This window comes from Rhizobium sp. BK377, from assembly GCF_014193935.1.
GTDB lineage: Bacteria > Pseudomonadota > Alphaproteobacteria > Rhizobiales > Rhizobiaceae > Rhizobium.
In genome coordinates, this window is record NZ_JACIAC010000007.1 from 70,711 (window position 1) to 85,975 (window position 15,265).

Genomic DNA, 15,265 nt, shown 5'->3' on the forward strand with positions numbered 1-15,265 from the left:
GATATGACCTCGACATCAACCGACCAGCCGAACGCGGGCAAGGCAAAATTCAGATCGACCCTCACCGCGCTCGGTATGTTGCCCGTTCTCGTCATACTGGCCATCGGCTTTCACCTGTTGAGCGGTCGCTTTTTAAGCGTCAACAACCTGTCGATCGTCATGCAGCAGGCGTCGATCAACACTGTTCTGGCCGCCGGAATGACGTTCGTCATCCTGACGGGTGGCATCGATCTCTCGGTAGGCTCCATCCTTGCTGCCTCGGCTATGGTGGGCGTGATCGTGTCTCTCTGGCCGGACGTCGGCATGCTGGGCATCCCGGCTGCGATCGGCGTCGGTCTCGCTTGCGGTGTTGTCAACGGAACCATCATTTCCGCGCTCAAGCTTCCGCCCTTCATCGTCACGCTCGGCTCACTGACCGCGATGCGCGGCATCGCCCGACTGCTTGGCAATGACACGACGGTTTTCAATCCCGACCTACCGTTCGACTTCATCGGAAATGGCAGTTTCTTCGGCGTCCCATGGCTCGCGATCATCGCTCTGGCGACAATCCTGATCTCGTGGTTCATCCTGAAGCGCACGGTATTGGGGACTTGGATTTATGCTGTTGGCGGAAACGTGGAGGCAGCGCGCCTTACGGGCATCAAGGTTCCGCTGGTGCTGCTCTTCGTCTACTCGATGTCGGGTCTGCTCTCAGGGCTTGGGGGCGTCATGTCGGCGGCTCGCCTGTATGCCGCAAACGGCCTGCAGCTTGGCCAATCGTACGAACTTGATGCCATCGCTGCTGTTATTCTAGGCGGCACCAGCTTTGTCGGCGGTGTCGGTTCGATCTGGGGCACCCTCATCGGAGCCCTCATCATCGCGGTGCTGTCGAACGGCCTCATCCTCGTCGGTGTTTCCGACATCTGGCAGTACATCATCAAGGGACTTGTCATCATCGTTGCCGTGGCGCTCGACCGCTACAGGCTGAAAGGACTTAGCCGCACCTAAAGTGTGGCTGGAGGAACCGGGTTGCCGGATAACAGGCGCAGGAAGCGCCATAAGGAGGAAAATATGCGCATGATTTCGAAACTGCTCGCAGCGACCGCTCTGGCCGCAGCAATTGCAATGCCGGCAGCCGCCAAGGACCTTCAGAAGATCGGCATTTCCGTCGGTCTGCTCGGCAACCCGTTCTTCGTTGCGACCATCAAGGGCATCGAGGATCGCGCCAAGGAAATCAATCCGAACGTTCAGGTCACCTCGGTCTCGGCTGACTACGACCTCAATAAGCAGGTTTCGCAGATCGACAGCTTCATCGCTGCTGGCGTTGACATCATCATGTTGAACGCCGTCGATGCCAAGGCAATCGCCCCTGCCGTCAAGAAAGCCCAGGCTGCCGGCGTTATCGTCGCCGCCTTCGACGTTTCGGCCCCGGGCGCTGACGTCACCGTCATGACGAACAACATCAAGGCTGGTGAAGAGGCGTGCCAGTACATCGTCGATCAGCTCAAGGGTAAGGGTAACGTCGTCATCATCAACGGGCCTGCTTCTTCGTCGATCCTCGACCGCGTCCAGGGTTGCAAGAACGTGCTGGCGAAGAACCCGGACATCAAGATCCTGTCCGACGACCAGAACGGTCAGGGTTCGCGTGATGGCGGTCTTGCCGTCATGCAGGGCCTGCTGACGCGCTTCGACAAGATTGACGCCGTCTTCGCCATCAACGACCCGACTGGCATCGGTGCGGAACTTGCCGCCAAGCAGCTGAACCGCAACGAGTTCTTCATCACCGCCGTCGACGGTGCTCCGGACATTGAGAAGTCGCTCGCAAGCGGCAATTCGATGATCAAGGCGTCAGCTTCCCAAGACCCCTACGTCATGGCCGGCGACGCGCTCAAGATGGCTGTCGATGTTCTGAACGGCAAGAAACCAGCGGAAAACACCGTGCTTCTCGACCCGAAGCTCATCACGGCCGACAACGTCAAGGACTACAAGGGCTGGACTGCAGCTCGCTAACGTTTCCTCCCGGGAGCTCGCCGGTGCGGTCAGGCTCGGCGAGCCCTTTCTTCAATGGAATAGGATTTAGAGCCATGTCCAAAATCGGCGTCCACTCTTTCGTTTGGAGCGCTGGCTCGTCTCGCGATGAGCTTGAGCGCACGCTTGCGAGATCGCATGAACTCGGCTTCAAGCTCGTGGAGTTTTCATATCTCGATCCCAAGCTGGTCGACGTGAAGTGGCTATCGTCTCGCATCCGTGAATTGGGTCTCGACGTCGCAGTGAGCATGGGCCTGCCGGCTGATGGCGACATCTCCAGCGATAATCCCGCGGTGGTCGCCAACGGTGAGGCCATATTGGACAGAGCGGTTGCGCTCGTTCGCGATATTGGTGGCACAAAACTCGCCGGCATTTTGAGTTCCTCGCACGGAAAACAGGAGCGCGCACTGTCTCGCAAGGCATGGGATACCAGCGTCAGCACCCTTTCACGCGTCGCCGATCGCGCAAGGGAATCAGGCGTGACCCTCAATCTCGAGATCGTCAACCGTTTCGAAAGCAATATGCTCAATACGGCAGCTCAAGGCCTGGCCTACATCAACGACACAGGTGCTTCGAACGTCTTTCTGCATCTCGACACCTTCCACATGAATATTGAGGAAGCTGACGTCGGATTGGCAATACGCAATGCCGCCGATAAAATCGGCTATGTCCACATCGGTGAAAGCCATCGCGGATTTCTTGGGACCGGCAACATCGATTTTGCCGCAATTTTTGATGCTTTGATCGCGATCGGATGGGACGACTACGTCACGTTCGAATCCTTCTCAACGGCTATCGTTGACAAAGACTTGTCGTTGAAGACAGCGATCTGGCGAAATCTCTGGGACGACAATGTTGCGTTGGCTCGGCATGCCCGCCAGTTCATTGAACTGGGCTTGGAAACCGCGCGGCTCAAAGCCGAGCTCGTAAAGAATGCTCAAGCGCCATCAGCATAGAGTTGTCAAACAGACAATGTCGAGCAGGGGCAAAGTACAAGATCGCGAAGCCCTTGCCTATATCCAAATAGACCTCCCAGTTGCCAAACTGATCGGATCGGCAACCCGATGTTCGCTAGTTTTTGCCATTTCCGGCAATAGCGAACATATGCGCATCGATAAGCTTAAATCATTGCAGGCCAGAACGAAGGCCGCTTTGGCAACCCTTAGGGGGCCAGACGCGGCATGGGCGTTCGGCTGCGCGAATATTCAAGCGTTTCGGGAAGGACGGCTCGACCGCCCTTGCCAGTCAGGATGTTACCCGATGCAACTGCGCTGCAGAGACTGTTTTGCGCCGCTGGAGCATGAACCGAACCGCTTCACGGCTGCAGAGGAAGGCGCCTTTCAGATTGACGTTCATGACGCAACCGGCAGGCGTGGTGGGCCGTGACGGCGTGACGGTTAACGTCGTCCTTCCAGGCCGTGTCGCAACCCAACGCGTCACATACTTTGACGAGCAGAAAGCCAAGCGTGAAGGCAAGTCCGTAGAAGACGTTTCAGCAGCCAGCCCAGCCTCGATCCCCCTTGATCGCTACGGTGATCCGCAGGAATACGCCGATGTCGTGGCCTTCATGGCGAGCAGCAGGGCATCCTATCTCACCGGCTGGCTAATCCGCATCGATGGCGGGCTGATTGCGATCGTATGACGTAAACATGCTGATTGATTGGAAGACATTGCCGGCTGTTGCCGGCATGCGTGCAGGCTCCTCCCGCAAGGGAATCTGCGCCGATAAGATCTCGGCCGTGCGTATTGAAACGGCGGCCGACGCTGCTTTCGATGGCAAGACACACTCACACGAAAATGAGCAGGTCTTGATTATGGTTTCGGGTCTTTGCAAGCTCGTCATCGATGGCAAGGAGCTTGAAGCCAGCGCAGGCGACATGGTTTTCTTTCCGACAGGCTCGCGACACGCGGCGATCGGAACGGGGCCGGGAGGTTGTGTCTATTATGAGATCTTTGCACCGGCGCGTCCGGACCAACTACCCGGGTGGATTGGCTCGTCAGTCTGGGGTTCGAATAAGAAGAGATTGATCGGGGCGGCCTAAAAGCCGCCCTGTGAGTAGGTGTTGAGACTTGTTACCCGCTCCGGACCGGCCGATTGCACCGCCAGAAATCGCGGCACAAGTGTTTTCCGGCTGGAATTGAGGCTTTGGAAGCCGCCGTTCACGAAAGCTGAATTTCGGTGATTCTGCACGGCCCGAGCAAGCGGCATATCCGCTCAGCCGACAGATTGCTTGCAACAGCCTAACGTTTGTTGAGGTTATCCGGAGCTTCCCACCGTGACGTCGAATTACGAGCGCCTGCAAACACGGTGGTCCAAATGTCTTCGGCGAGCACAAGGCTCGCAGGCGGAGAGACATCTTCCTCACCCCTAAGGATCGCTGATATATAGGCAAGAGCATTCGTCATGCCGTTCATCGTGTAGGGCTTTTCGATGGCGCCGAGGGCGCCCGCGAAGTCGGCGGGGATCTTCTTGATGTTACCGCTGACGAACACGTACGGAATGCCTTTGGATGCCAGAGCGCGCCCGACGTCGATCCCGGTTTGACCGTCCTGAAGATGGATATCGACAAAAGCGAAATCCGGGCGATGCGCTTGTAGAAGGTCGTCCACCTGCCTGCGGTTCATCGCCATGCCACTCACCTCGTGTCCGGCCGTTTCAACCTCGGTTTCAAGCTCCATGGCGAGCAACATCTCATCTTCGACAATCATAACCTTCAATGCGCGCTCTCCTGTGCCTCGACGAGCAAAGTGACATTAACCGTTGTCCGATGTCCCTCGATCCGCTTCTCGATTTTCGCGTCAATCTGCCTGGCAGAGGTTTCGAGAAGAATGCGACCGATCTCGGCGGTGTCCGCATCGACCTCAACCGGTACGGAGGTGTCCTCCACGCTTATAAGGAAATGGCCGTTCAATCGTTTGACGACAACATGGATGTCGCCGCCACCGTCGCTTAAGCCGCGCCGGACGGCATCGCCGACGAGCTCGTTGACGATCAGCGACAGCGGTGTCGCCTTTACGGCCGGCACATAGAGCGGATGCAGATCAAGGGTCAGTCGGATATCTTTGCGCCCAACAGCTTCGACAAGATCGGTAACGAGTTCCTTCGTGAAGTCCGCGACGTCAAACCGGGAGACGTCCTCCAGCGTGAACAGTTTTTTTTGAACGGTGCTTAAGGCCTCCACGCGGTTTAGCACGGACCTCAAAACGCGCTTCTGCCCTTCATCCCTGGTGAGCCGGGTCTGAAGTTTTACGATCGACGCCATGGTCAGCAGGTTGTTCTTGACGCGGTGATCGACTTCGTGGACGAGCAGCGACCTGGCTTTGAGTGCAGCCTCCAGTTTCTCGGTGTGCGCGGCGACTTCCTCTTCTGCGCGATGACGTGCGGCGGCGAGATCGGCCTCCCGTGATTTCACGTTGGTGAAGTCGAGCTGGGAGGCGAAGAAGTAGATAATCTTGTCTTTATCGTCGCGCACCGGAGATAGGAACAAGGCGTTCCAGAAGGGTTCGCCATCCTTCTTGTAGTTCAAGATGTCGATGGCGATATCGGAACCGGCGCTGATTGCAGCGCGAATGCGACCCACCGTTTCCAAGTTCGTCTCCGGGCCTTGAAGGAAGCGGCAGTTGCGACCTACTGCTTCGCTGCTCGAATAGCCGGTCAGCTTTTCGAATGCGGCATTGCAGAAGATGATGGGATTATCGGCCTGATTTGGATCGGTGACAATCATCGGCATACGCGTCGCTTTGAAGGCTGCGGCAAAGGGGTCTTCGCGAACGTGGCGGGCAACAAGGCGCTCCCCGGCATCTCGCGCTTCAGCTCGTGTCTGGTCGTTTTCCTGCATAGTGACCTAGTGGCTTCTAGTCTCGGTGTAATGCATTGTGGGTTGGGCGAGTTCCCGCTCGTTCCTCGGCGACAGCTTGCCCGACCCCGACCCGCTCCATCGGTGAGAGGCCCGAAAACAGTTAGGCTGGAGAATTTCCCCTTCAAGGATCCACAAAGCATGCGGCGATCAGCGAAAATTGGGCGCTTGCGGAGAAAAGACGGGAGACGCTAGCATGACAGAACATGGCTGAAGACCAGCTATCGTCGCTCCGGTGCTGCGTCCGGATCCAAGATCGCCTCAATCTCGCAGATGACACCGGCAGGATCGTAGTTGATTGTCGAACGGCCATTCAGCTCGGCTGCCAGAAGCCTCTCGACCAGACGCGAACCAAAGCCTTTCCGGGACGGCGGTTGTACTGTCGGGCCATCCCGCTCGACCCATCTGAACCGCAGCCTCGTGATGGCCTCCTCATAGCTCCAGGAGATCGAGACCGTCCCTTGAGCGACAGACAATGCTCCATATTTTGCGGCGTTCGTTGCAAGCTCATGGATTGCGAGCGAAAACGAGAGAACGGCCTTCTGAGGCAACAGCACAGCGCAGCCCTCGATGTCGAACCGCTCAGGAGGGTAGGGTTCCAGCACCTGGCTGACTAACTCTCCCAAGTCAGCGCGTTGCCAGTCGCGATGCGTGAGCAGATCGTGTGCCTTCGCCATCGAAATGAGGCGATCCTGGAATGCGCTCACTTGGTTTCGATCCGTGCCCTCCCGATCCAGGGTCTGCCTTGCAATAGCAATGACAGTGGAGAACGTGTTCTTGACGCGGTGATTAAGCTCGCTGGTCAGCACCGTTTGAAGACGTTCGGCCTCCTTTCGAGCCGTGATGTCGTGGGCCACCTTGGAAGCGCCGATCGTTCTTCCATTGCTGTCATAGATCGGGGAAACGCTAAGCTGGACGTCTACCAGGCCGCCATCCTTCCTTCGACGCTGCGTCTCGTAAGGTTCCACGACCTTTCCGGCGCTGACTTGCCGAAGAATTTCAGGCTCCTCGTCATGACGGCCTTCCGGGAGGAGCATCAGGACCGACTTTCCCACCGCCTCGTCTCGAGTGTATCCGTAGAGCCTCTCGGCAGCCGCATTCCAGTTGGTGATCGTCATGCCGAGATCGATACTAAGGATGGCGTCGTTGGAGGAAGCGATAATCGACGCAAGCAGACGCTCCGCTTCCTGGGCGCTCTTTCTCGCCGAGATGTCAATGGCGATGAAGCCTAACTGCCGGATTGAACCGTCGTCATCTGTGAGGGCAGAGACCGAGACAGCCGTCCATACGATACTTCCGTCGTTCCGCACGCATCTCTTTTCCATATCGAAGGGTTCGCCGGCCGCGGTAAGGTGCTTGAAAAGCCGTTCAACTTCCTGACGGTCGTCCGGAAACGTCAAGTCCTGAAAACGGATGCCCACAAGCTCCTCCCGCTGGTAGCCGAGCATCTCGCAGAAGCGCTGGTTGACGAGCGTCATTCGGCCCTGAAGGTCGATCTGGCCGATACCTGCGGCAGACTGGGAAAATAGCGCTCGTAGACGTTCCTCGCTCTCCTTGAGTGCTTGCTGCGAACGCACCCTTTCTGTCGTCTCGCTGACGATGCAGAACACCCCGCGGACGCTACCGGTTTCGTCTTTGATCGGCGAATAGGAAATGTCGAAATAGACGGTTTCGGGATGTCCGTGGCGCTCGATGTAAAATTGACGATCCCTGGCGGAAACGGTTTCGCCACCATAAAGGACGCGATCCAACAAAGGCTTAAGGTCATCCCAGAGCTCGCCCCAGTTCTCCTTTGCCGGTCTTCCAAATGCACGCGGATGCCTAAGGCCGATCGTGGGAGCATAGGCGTCGTTATAAAGGGCTGCATACTGGTCGCCCCAGAACATCACGATCTGTGCATGTGAAGGAAGCATGATGTCCACGGCGGACTTCAGACAGTCAGGCCATTCCGACGGCGGTCCCACGACGGAGTCGTCCCAAAGCCCCTGCTCGAGCATGTCCGCTATTCCGGCACACGCGGTTTCATTGTTCAATTCGATTGCAGACACTCTATCGACCCTAAGGAAACAGATGTGAAGTTAAGCCGCTTGAACGCGATAACGAGGGGAGACGCTTAACACTTCGCGGCGTTTCGATAGTGGCAGCCATCGCATGGATTTCCAATGTAAAGAATGGCTGCGAGTGCTGGAAACGTTCTCCAGCCCATCCGAAGGCCTTGCCCATCAGCTGCAACGGAGACGATGTGCGTGGAACTTCGACGTCCCGGATTGTAGTACCTCTTCACGACGCCGGTGGTGGAGGCAATGCGCCAGAAGGGCAGGCCGCATCACATGGCTCCGTGCCCAGTGTTACGATTGCTAAGATTTTCGTATCCAACTGGGGGACGCACGACTGGTCAGCGTGACAACGAAACTGGACCCGGTATTGCCGTTCGCAACGCTGCGCCCAACGGCTGGCCATCAGTGCAGGCCTTCGCGCACTTGTCAGTCAGCGCTCGACACGGAAGGCGGTCTGACATCTACCGCTGATGGCGCTTCTGCGCCCTTGCCATTGAACTGGCGGTTGGCTTCCTGGTTTGCGTCAGTCACGTCGGCGGCTTCCGTCTCTACTGCTTCGCCGTCCTCGTCTGCGCGTCGCCAGTGATCGAGATGGCGTCCTTCGGGGCGACCTTCTGCCTCCCAAATTCTGTAGGCGCGCTCTCGCCGTGCTTGCTCGCGATCTCCCATGGAAAAGCTCCTTGCTTGGTCTGAGCCTTAAACGGGCGTCCGGAGCCCAAGTTCCGGTGCGAACGTTCTGCCTTTCCCTTCTCTGAGAAATCGCCTGATATGAAGGCCGAAGCGACGGAACCGTCGATGGACGATCATCGGTGTTCAGGCCCCTTATATTACGGCTATCAAGAATTCCGCACTAGACGCTTTCATGCCGAAATAGGATGCCGTTCTCCGGCTCTTACCGCGCCCGCCAGCCGATTGTCCTCCTCTGAACAAAAAAAGGCCGCCCTATCGGCGGCCTTGATCGCATCATATCATCAGGCGACCTTCTGACCCTTGGCATTCGCCTGCGCCTGCGCAAGCTGTGTCAGCTTCTTGTCGGTCGCTTCTTCTTGGGCCAGGTTGGCCTTCAGCAATGGAACGACGTCCTGCAGGCCATGTTTGAAAGCGGCCGCACCGGTTTTGGGATTGTGGAGGACGGCTGGCGCGATGATGCCGATCCCTCTCGAGATCCGTGCCGGGCCAGTGCTACCACGCCACCGGAATGCCCTTCGCGCCAAGCTTGTCGGCTTCAAAGAAAAGGGAATATCAGTTTATTTTTGTGGAGGTATTCAGCTGGAAAATCTTATGCCTTCACCGTCCCTCGCAATGAAAGATCAAGGTAACCCTCAAACGCGAGCTCCTTGCCCATCTCTGGGTGGAACCCGAAGAGCGGACGAACAAACTGCCGCACGGAGAGTTACGAATCCGAGCTGCCGGCGCCGCAGGGGCGATCAATGATCGGACGATGCCGGCAGGGTGAAAAAGTCCCTAACGATCGAGGAAATGAATGAAATTGCTGCCGAAGGCTGGAGCCACGACGCGTGAAAAATCGCCGGTAATCTGAATGGTCTTGCGAGCTTAGGAGGTCATCCGAAGTCTGCGGTGGGTCGGCGACGCCCGCCTGACCGATCGAACGGGCTGCCTCACCCAAGGTCCGCCCGGTTTTCATGCAACGGCCAGTAACGGTCGGACATATAATCGGCCGGCAAGGGCGACATCTGCGACAAGGCCTGGACTGCAAATTCAATCTGCAGCTTGAAGAACTTCAGCGATGGCGGGATGGCACGACCCGTTACCCTTTGGCGTGATTCATAGCGTTCGATACCTGCCTGGCGCAAACGCCGCTGCCCCTCTCCGCGAAGTTTTACGACCGCGTCGCTCGCACAATCTTGCGCGGCCGGACAATGAAGCCCACCCTCAATGACCCTGAGCAAATCGCACGCCCTCATCGTTTCACCCGGATTTCTCACTTCGCGCCTTTCGCGATTCGCTTCAAGACGACCGGCTAAACCTGACGAGAAACGCCGCTGGTGTGACAAAGCGACGACATTAGGGAGGGGAGGCTGCGGAACCAACCGGCGGAGGCGCTGCCCGAAGGTAGATCCGCGCGAATATCGCGATGTTGGACGTGCCTGTGTCGCTGTGATCGCCGAGGAAGGTCGAGAAAGCCGTGGCTTTTCGAGAACCATTGTGGATAGAGGATGCATCTGGAACAAGAACAGCCCACGACGATTTTCCTCCTGCCAACCAAAAAGGAAAACCGTCATGCGCAGGCTCTTCGCATTAACGTTGATTGTTCTGGCCGGCTTCGGCACCGCCCCCGGCTTTTGCCAGTCGTTTGGGGACATGGACTCCCGCGGTCGTTTCGGGGGTATGCCGCCTGGGACCGATCGCTACCGTCGGGACTACGACCAAGGGGGCATCGCGATCCCGCTCGACCCCATCGAAACCGGAAACGTTACAGGAATCCACCGCACCGAGCGCTCATGCCCGCGACCTGACACGCGTGAGTGGCGTGCACAAATGCGCAATGGCACCTTGAGAGACGAGTGCCGTTGAACGAACAACGGCTTGCCTGGGATCGGCACGCAGGTGCTTGATTTCAGGACGGAGCCGCAGCTATCTGCGTGCGCCTGACGGAACTCCGACATTGCGAGGCGCCGTCGCTGACGGTCGTTTAGCTCTTCGACCGCCGGTTTCAGGCGCTTTCGTCGAAGCATATCTCTGTTACGCAATCGCGGCGACGCCCTCGATCTGGCGTGCAGCGAAGTTTTTCTGTTCGACGACGGTCTCCTGGAACCTTGTCGATAACGGTCGCAGTGGTTTCTCCAACGGCATCGCTGGCCGGCGTCAGATCTTCGGAAACCTTCGCTTTGAGATCGCTGAAGTTTGGCGCCGACTGGTCTGAACCTGACCGGTCATTCCCTCGCGAGGTCCTGCCTTGCACGTTCACTGGATCCTGTGCGGATTTGGAGATGTCTTCCGGCATGGTCTTCCTCCCATTTTCTGGCTGTTCGGATGCCTACCAACCTCGATCGGATCGGATTGTTCGGCAGGCTACGCTTCTTGGGAAACCAGCTCTCGAAACGCATTGCCAGTCGGCTCAAACGGGCGTCGAAGGCTCGTCGCCGATGATAGGTGCCGCAACCGCTGTCATTGCGCGCCGGCACCATCTGTGATGATAGGCGAACTCAATCGAGCCGGAGCCTTTCCTGCCAACTGGCGCCGGCTTCAAGCTTGGCGCGGGCATGCCAACAGAGCTTGCACGCATGAAAGGTGGACCTATCGCGCGAAGGCCGCCGTCAGTGTTGCTCGGACAACAATCTCCACGTGGCCCACCCAGCAGCTTGTTCGCTGGTTCGCCCGGCCCGCCTGCAAGATAGCTACCACGGACCAAAGTCCTATTCCCGGAACCGACTGCGCGATCGCTCGTTCTTGGCCTGCGGTCCCCTGGCCGCATCAGTCAAAGGAGGACATTATGTTTCACAAGATCATGATCGGCGCGGCTGTCTCCGCGACACTTATGTCGGGCGCGGCTTTTGCTCAGTCGTCGACGGTCAACGGAGCTGCAGGCGGCGCCATTACCGGCGCGATCGTCGGCGGTCCGGTCGGTGCAGCCGTCGGCGGCGTAACCGGCGCGATCGTCGGCACTGCAATCGATCCGCCGCCGCAGAAGGTCGTTACCTATGTCCAGCAAGCTCCGGCGCCCGCGACCCCCGTCGTCGTCAGGGAAAAGGTCGTGGTTGGCCAGCCGCTTCCCGAAACGGTGGTCGTGACGCCGGTTCCGGAGAACCCGAAATATTCCTATGCGATCGTGAACGACGAGCGCGTCATCGTCGAGCCGTCGTCCCGCAAGGTTATTCAGGTCATCAACTGACCTTGCCCCTGGGACGCGGCATGCTGCCGCGTCCGTCTCTTTCCAACAAGCAGGATTTTGATCATGAAGGCCATCGCTTCACTGGCGTTTGGTATCGCGAGTTCTATTGGCCTGTGCGTTGCCGCCGGCTCGGTCGCCTCAGTCGTGCTGGCCGATCCCGGGCCTCACACGTTCGAAAGCCTCTCGCGACCGGATATCTGGACGACGAAACCGGTGCGGGTAGACGTCGCCAGCCAACATTACGAACGCATTCCAGCTGTCTATTCCACCTATGTCACCGACGCGCCGAAAATGGCGGTTGCCTCGCGGGCCAAGGCGCCTGCCCCGCGCGAACCGGAGGCAACATCGATAGCGACGATGTCGCCAGAGCACGTGGACTGGTGCGCCAACCACTATCGGTCTTTCGATCCCGCTACCAACAGCTATCGGGCTTACAGCGGCCAGACAAAGACATGCACTTCGCCGTTTTCGGCTCCTCTGAGGACGGCCGGAACGAATCCGCAACAGCAGGAATCCGGAGCCGCGGAGAGCGCCGCCAAAGCGTGGTGCGCGGCCCGCTACCAGTCCTATCGGGCAGAGGATAACAGTTACCAGCCTTTCGATGGCCCGCGCAGAGCCTGTGTTGCGCCAACGCGCCAGATTGTTGCCTCGGCCACCGGTTCAGGCCCGCGAACCGAAAACACGCTAGTGTCGAACTGAGCGCCATGACGGAGTTTCAGACCCACCAAGGCTGCCGCCCGACACATCGATATAAAAGCTATCGATGAAAAGCCGTTGACAGCGGATGGATATAGAGCGGCTGTGAACGACATCGGGATCGCCGAGGGACAGGCCGATTTTTCCATCGGTAACGCGTATCTCCGCCTACGTTCTACTTTTGACGTGGGTGGGTGAGGTTGAGCCGGCGGTGAGCTGTTGTTCGTGTTTTCGTGTTTTTCGGTGAACATTCCTTCGAGAAGGGTTTTGCGGCGTTGCGGACCTCCTCTTTCATTCCTTCGTCTTTGTTGAAGGATTCATGGCTCGTCGCATAGGATTCCCAGTAGCCGATATGGCGGTCGATCTCTGGTCAAGAGCTTGAACTTCCACCGAACTCCAGACGCAAGCCCCTAAGGTCGCAGGTTCGATTCCATTCAAGGCCTAGGATGTCATGCATCTTGAGCGCTGGCTGACCTTTGCAGCAGACCGTGTCTTGTTGCCGACCTCACGGCCTTGTGGCAGCCGCCGGATGAGCAAACCAGCGCCCCAAGCCCCCGCCATGCCGTCAAGATAAGTCAGGACCACCGGCACAAGGACCAGGTTAAGCGCCGTAGAGGATATCAATCCACCAATTACGGCATGGGCCATCGGGGCACGTTGCTCGCCGCCTTCGTCGAGGCCCAAAGCCATCGGCAACATTCCAAAGTCGCCGGACGCTGATATCCAGAGAGCGATTACGGCCCTGGCGACTCCGACATTGTGGATGTTCGGCGTGAGCCATTCCGACACGAAACCTATGACAATGGATGCGGCTGAAGCGTGGGCTCACGACCACGTGACCAACCCTTACGCTTGGATTATTGAACTTGCGGGACGGCTGATAATCTTGCGGCCTATTCTCTCGACCGTTATACTGTTTTTGAAAAACGGTATAACGCCGGAGCCAAGACTATGAAACCCATCGACCTCATGTATCAGACGATGCTTGCCGAGCTGGGTCAGCGCTCGCTCGACGCCGCTTGGACGGCCGATTTCCCTCCAGAAGGTCGGTTCACCCCGGCGAACATCAAAGGGCGCAAGTACTGGTACTTCGACATCCCTGATGGACATGGTGGCACGAAACGTCGTTACGTCGGTCGTGCTGATGATCCGGATATCGCGCAGCGCGTAGCTGATCATAAGCGGGACAAGGACGATCTACGCGCTCGCAGGCGCTTGGTAAATACCCTCACCCGCGAAGGCGGGATGATTGCCCCTGACGCCATGTCGGGCGACATCGTCGAGGCTCTTGCCGATGGCGGTCTTTTCCGGCTCCGGGGTGTTCTCATCGGCACGGTGGCCTTTCAGTGCTATTCGGGACTGCTGGGGGTGCGGCTTCCCATGGCTGCAATCCTGACGGGCGATGCGGACATCGCCCAGGATTATGCCATCAGTCGGGAGGTTGAAGACAGCCTACCCCCGATCGTTGAGCTGCTGCAGGGCGTCGACGCTAGCTTCCGGCCAATCCCACATCGGTCGGGATCCGCGGTCTCGTCGGCGTTTCAGAATGCCGACGGCTACAGGGTCGAATTCTTGACCTCTAACCGCGGTTCGGACGACCACATCGACCAGCCGGCGAAGATGCCCGCCCTTGGTGGCGCCAGCGCGGATCCATTACGCTTTCTCGACTTCCTCATAAGGGAACCTATCAGGACAATGCTGCTCCACCGAAGTGGTGTCCCAGTTGTCGTCCCTGATCCGGCCCGCTATGCGGTCCACAAGCTCATCGTCGCCAGTCGCCGACACACTGACGGGCAGGGGCCGGCAAAGCAAGAGAAGGACATTCGTCAAGCTGCGTTGCTCTTTGAAGCCCTGCAGCAGACAAGGCGATCTGCCGACTTGGCGCTCGTCTACAACGAAGCCTGGGAGCGCGGGCCTGCGTGGCAAGAAGGAATTCGAACCGGCGCAGGGATGCTGCCGGCACAAGATGCCGAGCGGTTCAGCGCGGTCCTGATCGAGGGCGCAAAAAAAATCCGCCAAGAAATTGAACTTCCGTTTGGGGAATAGGCCGTCCTCGGCTTCGAAAGCCAAGCAGTTGATTTCATTCGAAGTGGAGACAAATCTGGTGCCGAGAGTTCGAGTCCGCTCAAGGCGTGGAATTGAACGACGCTTATTTAAGTGCGCTTAACTTAGCTTCTTTCTTATTAAAGCGAACGGCGCCTTGCTTAGATAGCGGCTGAAAATCATACTCGCTCCATGTCCGATTGCGAGCCTAGTAGGGCGTCCGGTGCGTCCGAGCACGTCGCCGACCGCATAGAGTCAAATAGGCGGTTGAACAAACTGGCGCCCCTCGCCGCGCACGATCCCCACGACGGTTTTGCCAATTTTCGGGGAGAAAGTTCGCGTCTGCTCAAGGCCACAGACCAGCGACAAGGCTGGAACTACTGCGGGTGTCGCAGTGTAGGATGGCAGCAATTCTCGCGATTGCTTTCAAGCGTCTTAGTCGTTCACGGACAAGGTGAGATTGTTGCTTCAGGTCTCAGCTAAGGCGCCCCATCGTTCATATCGTTGGGTTGCGCCCACCCACCCGTCTGCAGCCCCGGCATGCGATCGAATGTGCCGGCAAGCACCAAACGGATGAACCGAATGCCGGCGTCATAGTGCCAGCCCAGACCATAGCTGGAAAAGGCAGCATCCACTTCTGGTGTAAAGCCAGAATAGTAGGCTGACCTGACGGCCATCTGAGGCGTGCGGGGATGGAGCGGGACCGGTACACCTAATGCTTCGGCCGATTGGAAGATTGGTGTCAGGGAAAG

At 58.1% G+C, this 15,265-nt stretch carries 14 protein-coding genes and 3 pseudogenes; 8 read left to right on the plus strand and 9 right to left on the minus strand.

Going from position 1 to position 15,265, the window contains the following annotated elements:
• Positions 1-3: 3 nt before the first annotated feature.
• From FHT92_RS24065 to FHT92_RS24085, 5 genes and pseudogenes are all read left to right on the plus strand, one after another.
• Positions 4-987 carry an ABC transporter permease subunit gene (locus tag FHT92_RS24065; protein ID WP_183749984.1) on the plus strand — a complete coding sequence of 328 codons (984 nt, stop codon included), beginning with the start codon at positions 4-6 and terminating at the stop codon, positions 985-987.
• A 63-nt stretch (positions 988-1,050) separates the two neighbouring features.
• Complete coding sequence (locus FHT92_RS24070; protein ID WP_183749985.1) at positions 1,051-1,989, plus strand: ABC transporter substrate-binding protein; 939 nt, start codon at positions 1,051-1,053, stop codon at positions 1,987-1,989.
• A gap of 74 nt (positions 1,990-2,063) precedes the next feature.
• Positions 2,064-2,963, plus strand: coding sequence for a sugar phosphate isomerase/epimerase (locus tag FHT92_RS24075; RefSeq protein ID WP_183830040.1), 900 nt, complete (start codon positions 2,064-2,066; stop codon positions 2,961-2,963).
• A 410-nt stretch (positions 2,964-3,373) separates the two neighbouring features.
• Positions 3,374-3,649 (plus strand): annotated as a pseudogene (locus FHT92_RS24080) (SDR family oxidoreductase); the annotation flags it as partial.
• Between the two features lie 7 nt (positions 3,650-3,656).
• Positions 3,657-4,049, plus strand: a complete 393-nt coding sequence (locus FHT92_RS24085) for a cupin domain-containing protein (RefSeq protein ID WP_183830042.1) — start codon at positions 3,657-3,659, stop codon at positions 4,047-4,049.
• A gap of 199 nt (positions 4,050-4,248) precedes the next feature.
• Here FHT92_RS24085 and FHT92_RS24090 read toward each other — a convergent pair whose 3' ends face one another.
• The 7 genes and pseudogenes from FHT92_RS24090 to FHT92_RS24120 all read right to left on the minus strand — a co-directional run bounded on the left by FHT92_RS24090 (position 4,249) and on the right by FHT92_RS24120 (position 10,886).
• A complete protein-coding gene (locus FHT92_RS24090) occupies positions 4,249-4,725 on the minus strand; it encodes a response regulator (protein ID WP_183749988.1) in 477 nt (158 codons plus the stop codon).
• Positions 4,722-5,846 carry a PAS domain-containing protein gene (locus tag FHT92_RS24095; protein WP_183830044.1) on the minus strand — a complete coding sequence of 375 codons (1,125 nt, stop codon included), beginning with the start codon at positions 5,844-5,846 and terminating at the stop codon, positions 4,722-4,724. Before FHT92_RS24095 ends, FHT92_RS24090 begins: the two co-directional genes overlap by 4 nt.
• 239 nt (positions 5,847-6,085) lie before the next feature.
• A complete protein-coding gene (locus FHT92_RS24100; protein WP_183830047.1) occupies positions 6,086-7,861 on the minus strand; it encodes a PAS domain-containing sensor histidine kinase in 1,776 nt (591 codons plus the stop codon).
• A gap of 486 nt (positions 7,862-8,347) precedes the next feature.
• Positions 8,348-8,590, minus strand: coding sequence for a DUF2934 domain-containing protein (locus FHT92_RS24105; protein ID WP_183749991.1), 243 nt, complete (start codon positions 8,588-8,590; stop codon positions 8,348-8,350).
• A 302-nt stretch (positions 8,591-8,892) separates the two neighbouring features.
• A pseudogene (locus tag FHT92_RS29430) lies at positions 8,893-9,030 on the minus strand (DUF892 family protein); the annotation flags it as partial.
• A gap of 510 nt (positions 9,031-9,540) precedes the next feature.
• Positions 9,541-10,245, minus strand: coding sequence for a hypothetical protein (locus FHT92_RS24115; protein ID WP_183749992.1), 705 nt, complete (start codon positions 10,243-10,245; stop codon positions 9,541-9,543).
• Positions 10,246-10,595: 350 nt separating this feature from the next.
• Positions 10,596-10,886, minus strand: coding sequence for a hypothetical protein (locus FHT92_RS24120; RefSeq protein ID WP_183830049.1), 291 nt, complete (start codon positions 10,884-10,886; stop codon positions 10,596-10,598).
• A 489-nt stretch (positions 10,887-11,375) separates the two neighbouring features.
• Between FHT92_RS24120 and FHT92_RS24125 the strand changes: the two genes are divergently transcribed.
• Positions 11,376-11,774, plus strand: coding sequence for a DUF1236 domain-containing protein (locus FHT92_RS24125; protein WP_132658304.1), 399 nt, complete (start codon positions 11,376-11,378; stop codon positions 11,772-11,774).
• Between the two features lie 63 nt (positions 11,775-11,837).
• Positions 11,838-12,473 carry a BA14K family protein gene (locus tag FHT92_RS24130; RefSeq protein WP_183830052.1) on the plus strand — a complete coding sequence of 212 codons (636 nt, stop codon included), beginning with the start codon at positions 11,838-11,840 and terminating at the stop codon, positions 12,471-12,473.
• Positions 12,474-12,911: 438 nt separating this feature from the next.
• On the opposite strand, the pseudogene FHT92_RS29875 reads toward FHT92_RS24130, so the two are convergent.
• Positions 12,912-13,178: pseudogene (locus tag FHT92_RS29875) on the minus strand (efflux RND transporter permease subunit); the annotation flags it as partial.
• Between the two features lie 243 nt (positions 13,179-13,421).
• Here FHT92_RS29875 and FHT92_RS24140 point away from each other — a divergent pair.
• The gene (locus tag FHT92_RS24140) at positions 13,422-14,516 is read left to right on the plus strand and encodes a GSU2403 family nucleotidyltransferase fold protein (RefSeq protein WP_183830055.1); all 1,095 of its coding nucleotides are present in this window, start codon (positions 13,422-13,424) and stop codon (positions 14,514-14,516) included.
• A gap of 476 nt (positions 14,517-14,992) precedes the next feature.
• On the opposite strand, the gene FHT92_RS29115 is transcribed toward FHT92_RS24140, so the two are convergent.
• Complete coding sequence (locus tag FHT92_RS29115; protein WP_210278583.1) at positions 14,993-15,190, minus strand: hypothetical protein; 198 nt, start codon at positions 15,188-15,190, stop codon at positions 14,993-14,995.
• Between the last annotated feature and the right edge of the window lie 75 nt (positions 15,191-15,265).

Bases quoted from the DNA above. Each gene is read 5' to 3' on its own strand.
- FHT92_RS24130 (WP_183830052.1), top strand. From the start codon at position 11,838: ATGAAGGCCATCGCTTCACTGGCGTTTGGTATCGCGAGTTCTATTGGC.
- FHT92_RS24105 (WP_183749991.1), bottom strand. From the start codon at position 8,590: ATGGGAGATCGCGAGCAAGCACGGCGAGAGCGCGCCTACAGAATTTGG.
- FHT92_RS24095 (WP_183830044.1), bottom strand. From the start codon at position 5,846: ATGCAGGAAAACGACCAGACACGAGCTGAAGCGCGAGATGCCGGGGAG.
- FHT92_RS24075 (WP_183830040.1), top strand. From the start codon at position 2,064: ATGTCCAAAATCGGCGTCCACTCTTTCGTTTGGAGCGCTGGCTCGTCT.
- FHT92_RS24120 (WP_183830049.1), bottom strand. From the start codon at position 10,886: ATGCCGGAAGACATCTCCAAATCCGCACAGGATCCAGTGAACGTGCAA.
- FHT92_RS24115 (WP_183749992.1), bottom strand. From the start codon at position 10,245: ATGTCCCCAAACGACTGGCAAAAGCCGGGGGCGGTGCCGAAGCCGGCC.
- FHT92_RS24125 (WP_132658304.1), top strand. From the start codon at position 11,376: ATGTTTCACAAGATCATGATCGGCGCGGCTGTCTCCGCGACACTTATG.
- FHT92_RS24085 (WP_183830042.1), top strand. From the start codon at position 3,657: ATGCTGATTGATTGGAAGACATTGCCGGCTGTTGCCGGCATGCGTGCA.
- FHT92_RS24100 (WP_183830047.1), bottom strand. From the start codon at position 7,861: ATGCTCGAGCAGGGGCTTTGGGACGACTCCGTCGTGGGACCGCCGTCG.
- FHT92_RS29115 (WP_210278583.1), bottom strand. From the start codon at position 15,190: ATGGCCGTCAGGTCAGCCTACTATTCTGGCTTTACACCAGAAGTGGAT.
- FHT92_RS24070 (WP_183749985.1), top strand. From the start codon at position 1,051: ATGCGCATGATTTCGAAACTGCTCGCAGCGACCGCTCTGGCCGCAGCA.
- FHT92_RS24065 (WP_183749984.1), top strand. From the start codon at position 4: ATGACCTCGACATCAACCGACCAGCCGAACGCGGGCAAGGCAAAATTC.
- FHT92_RS24140 (WP_183830055.1), top strand. From the start codon at position 13,422: ATGAAACCCATCGACCTCATGTATCAGACGATGCTTGCCGAGCTGGGT.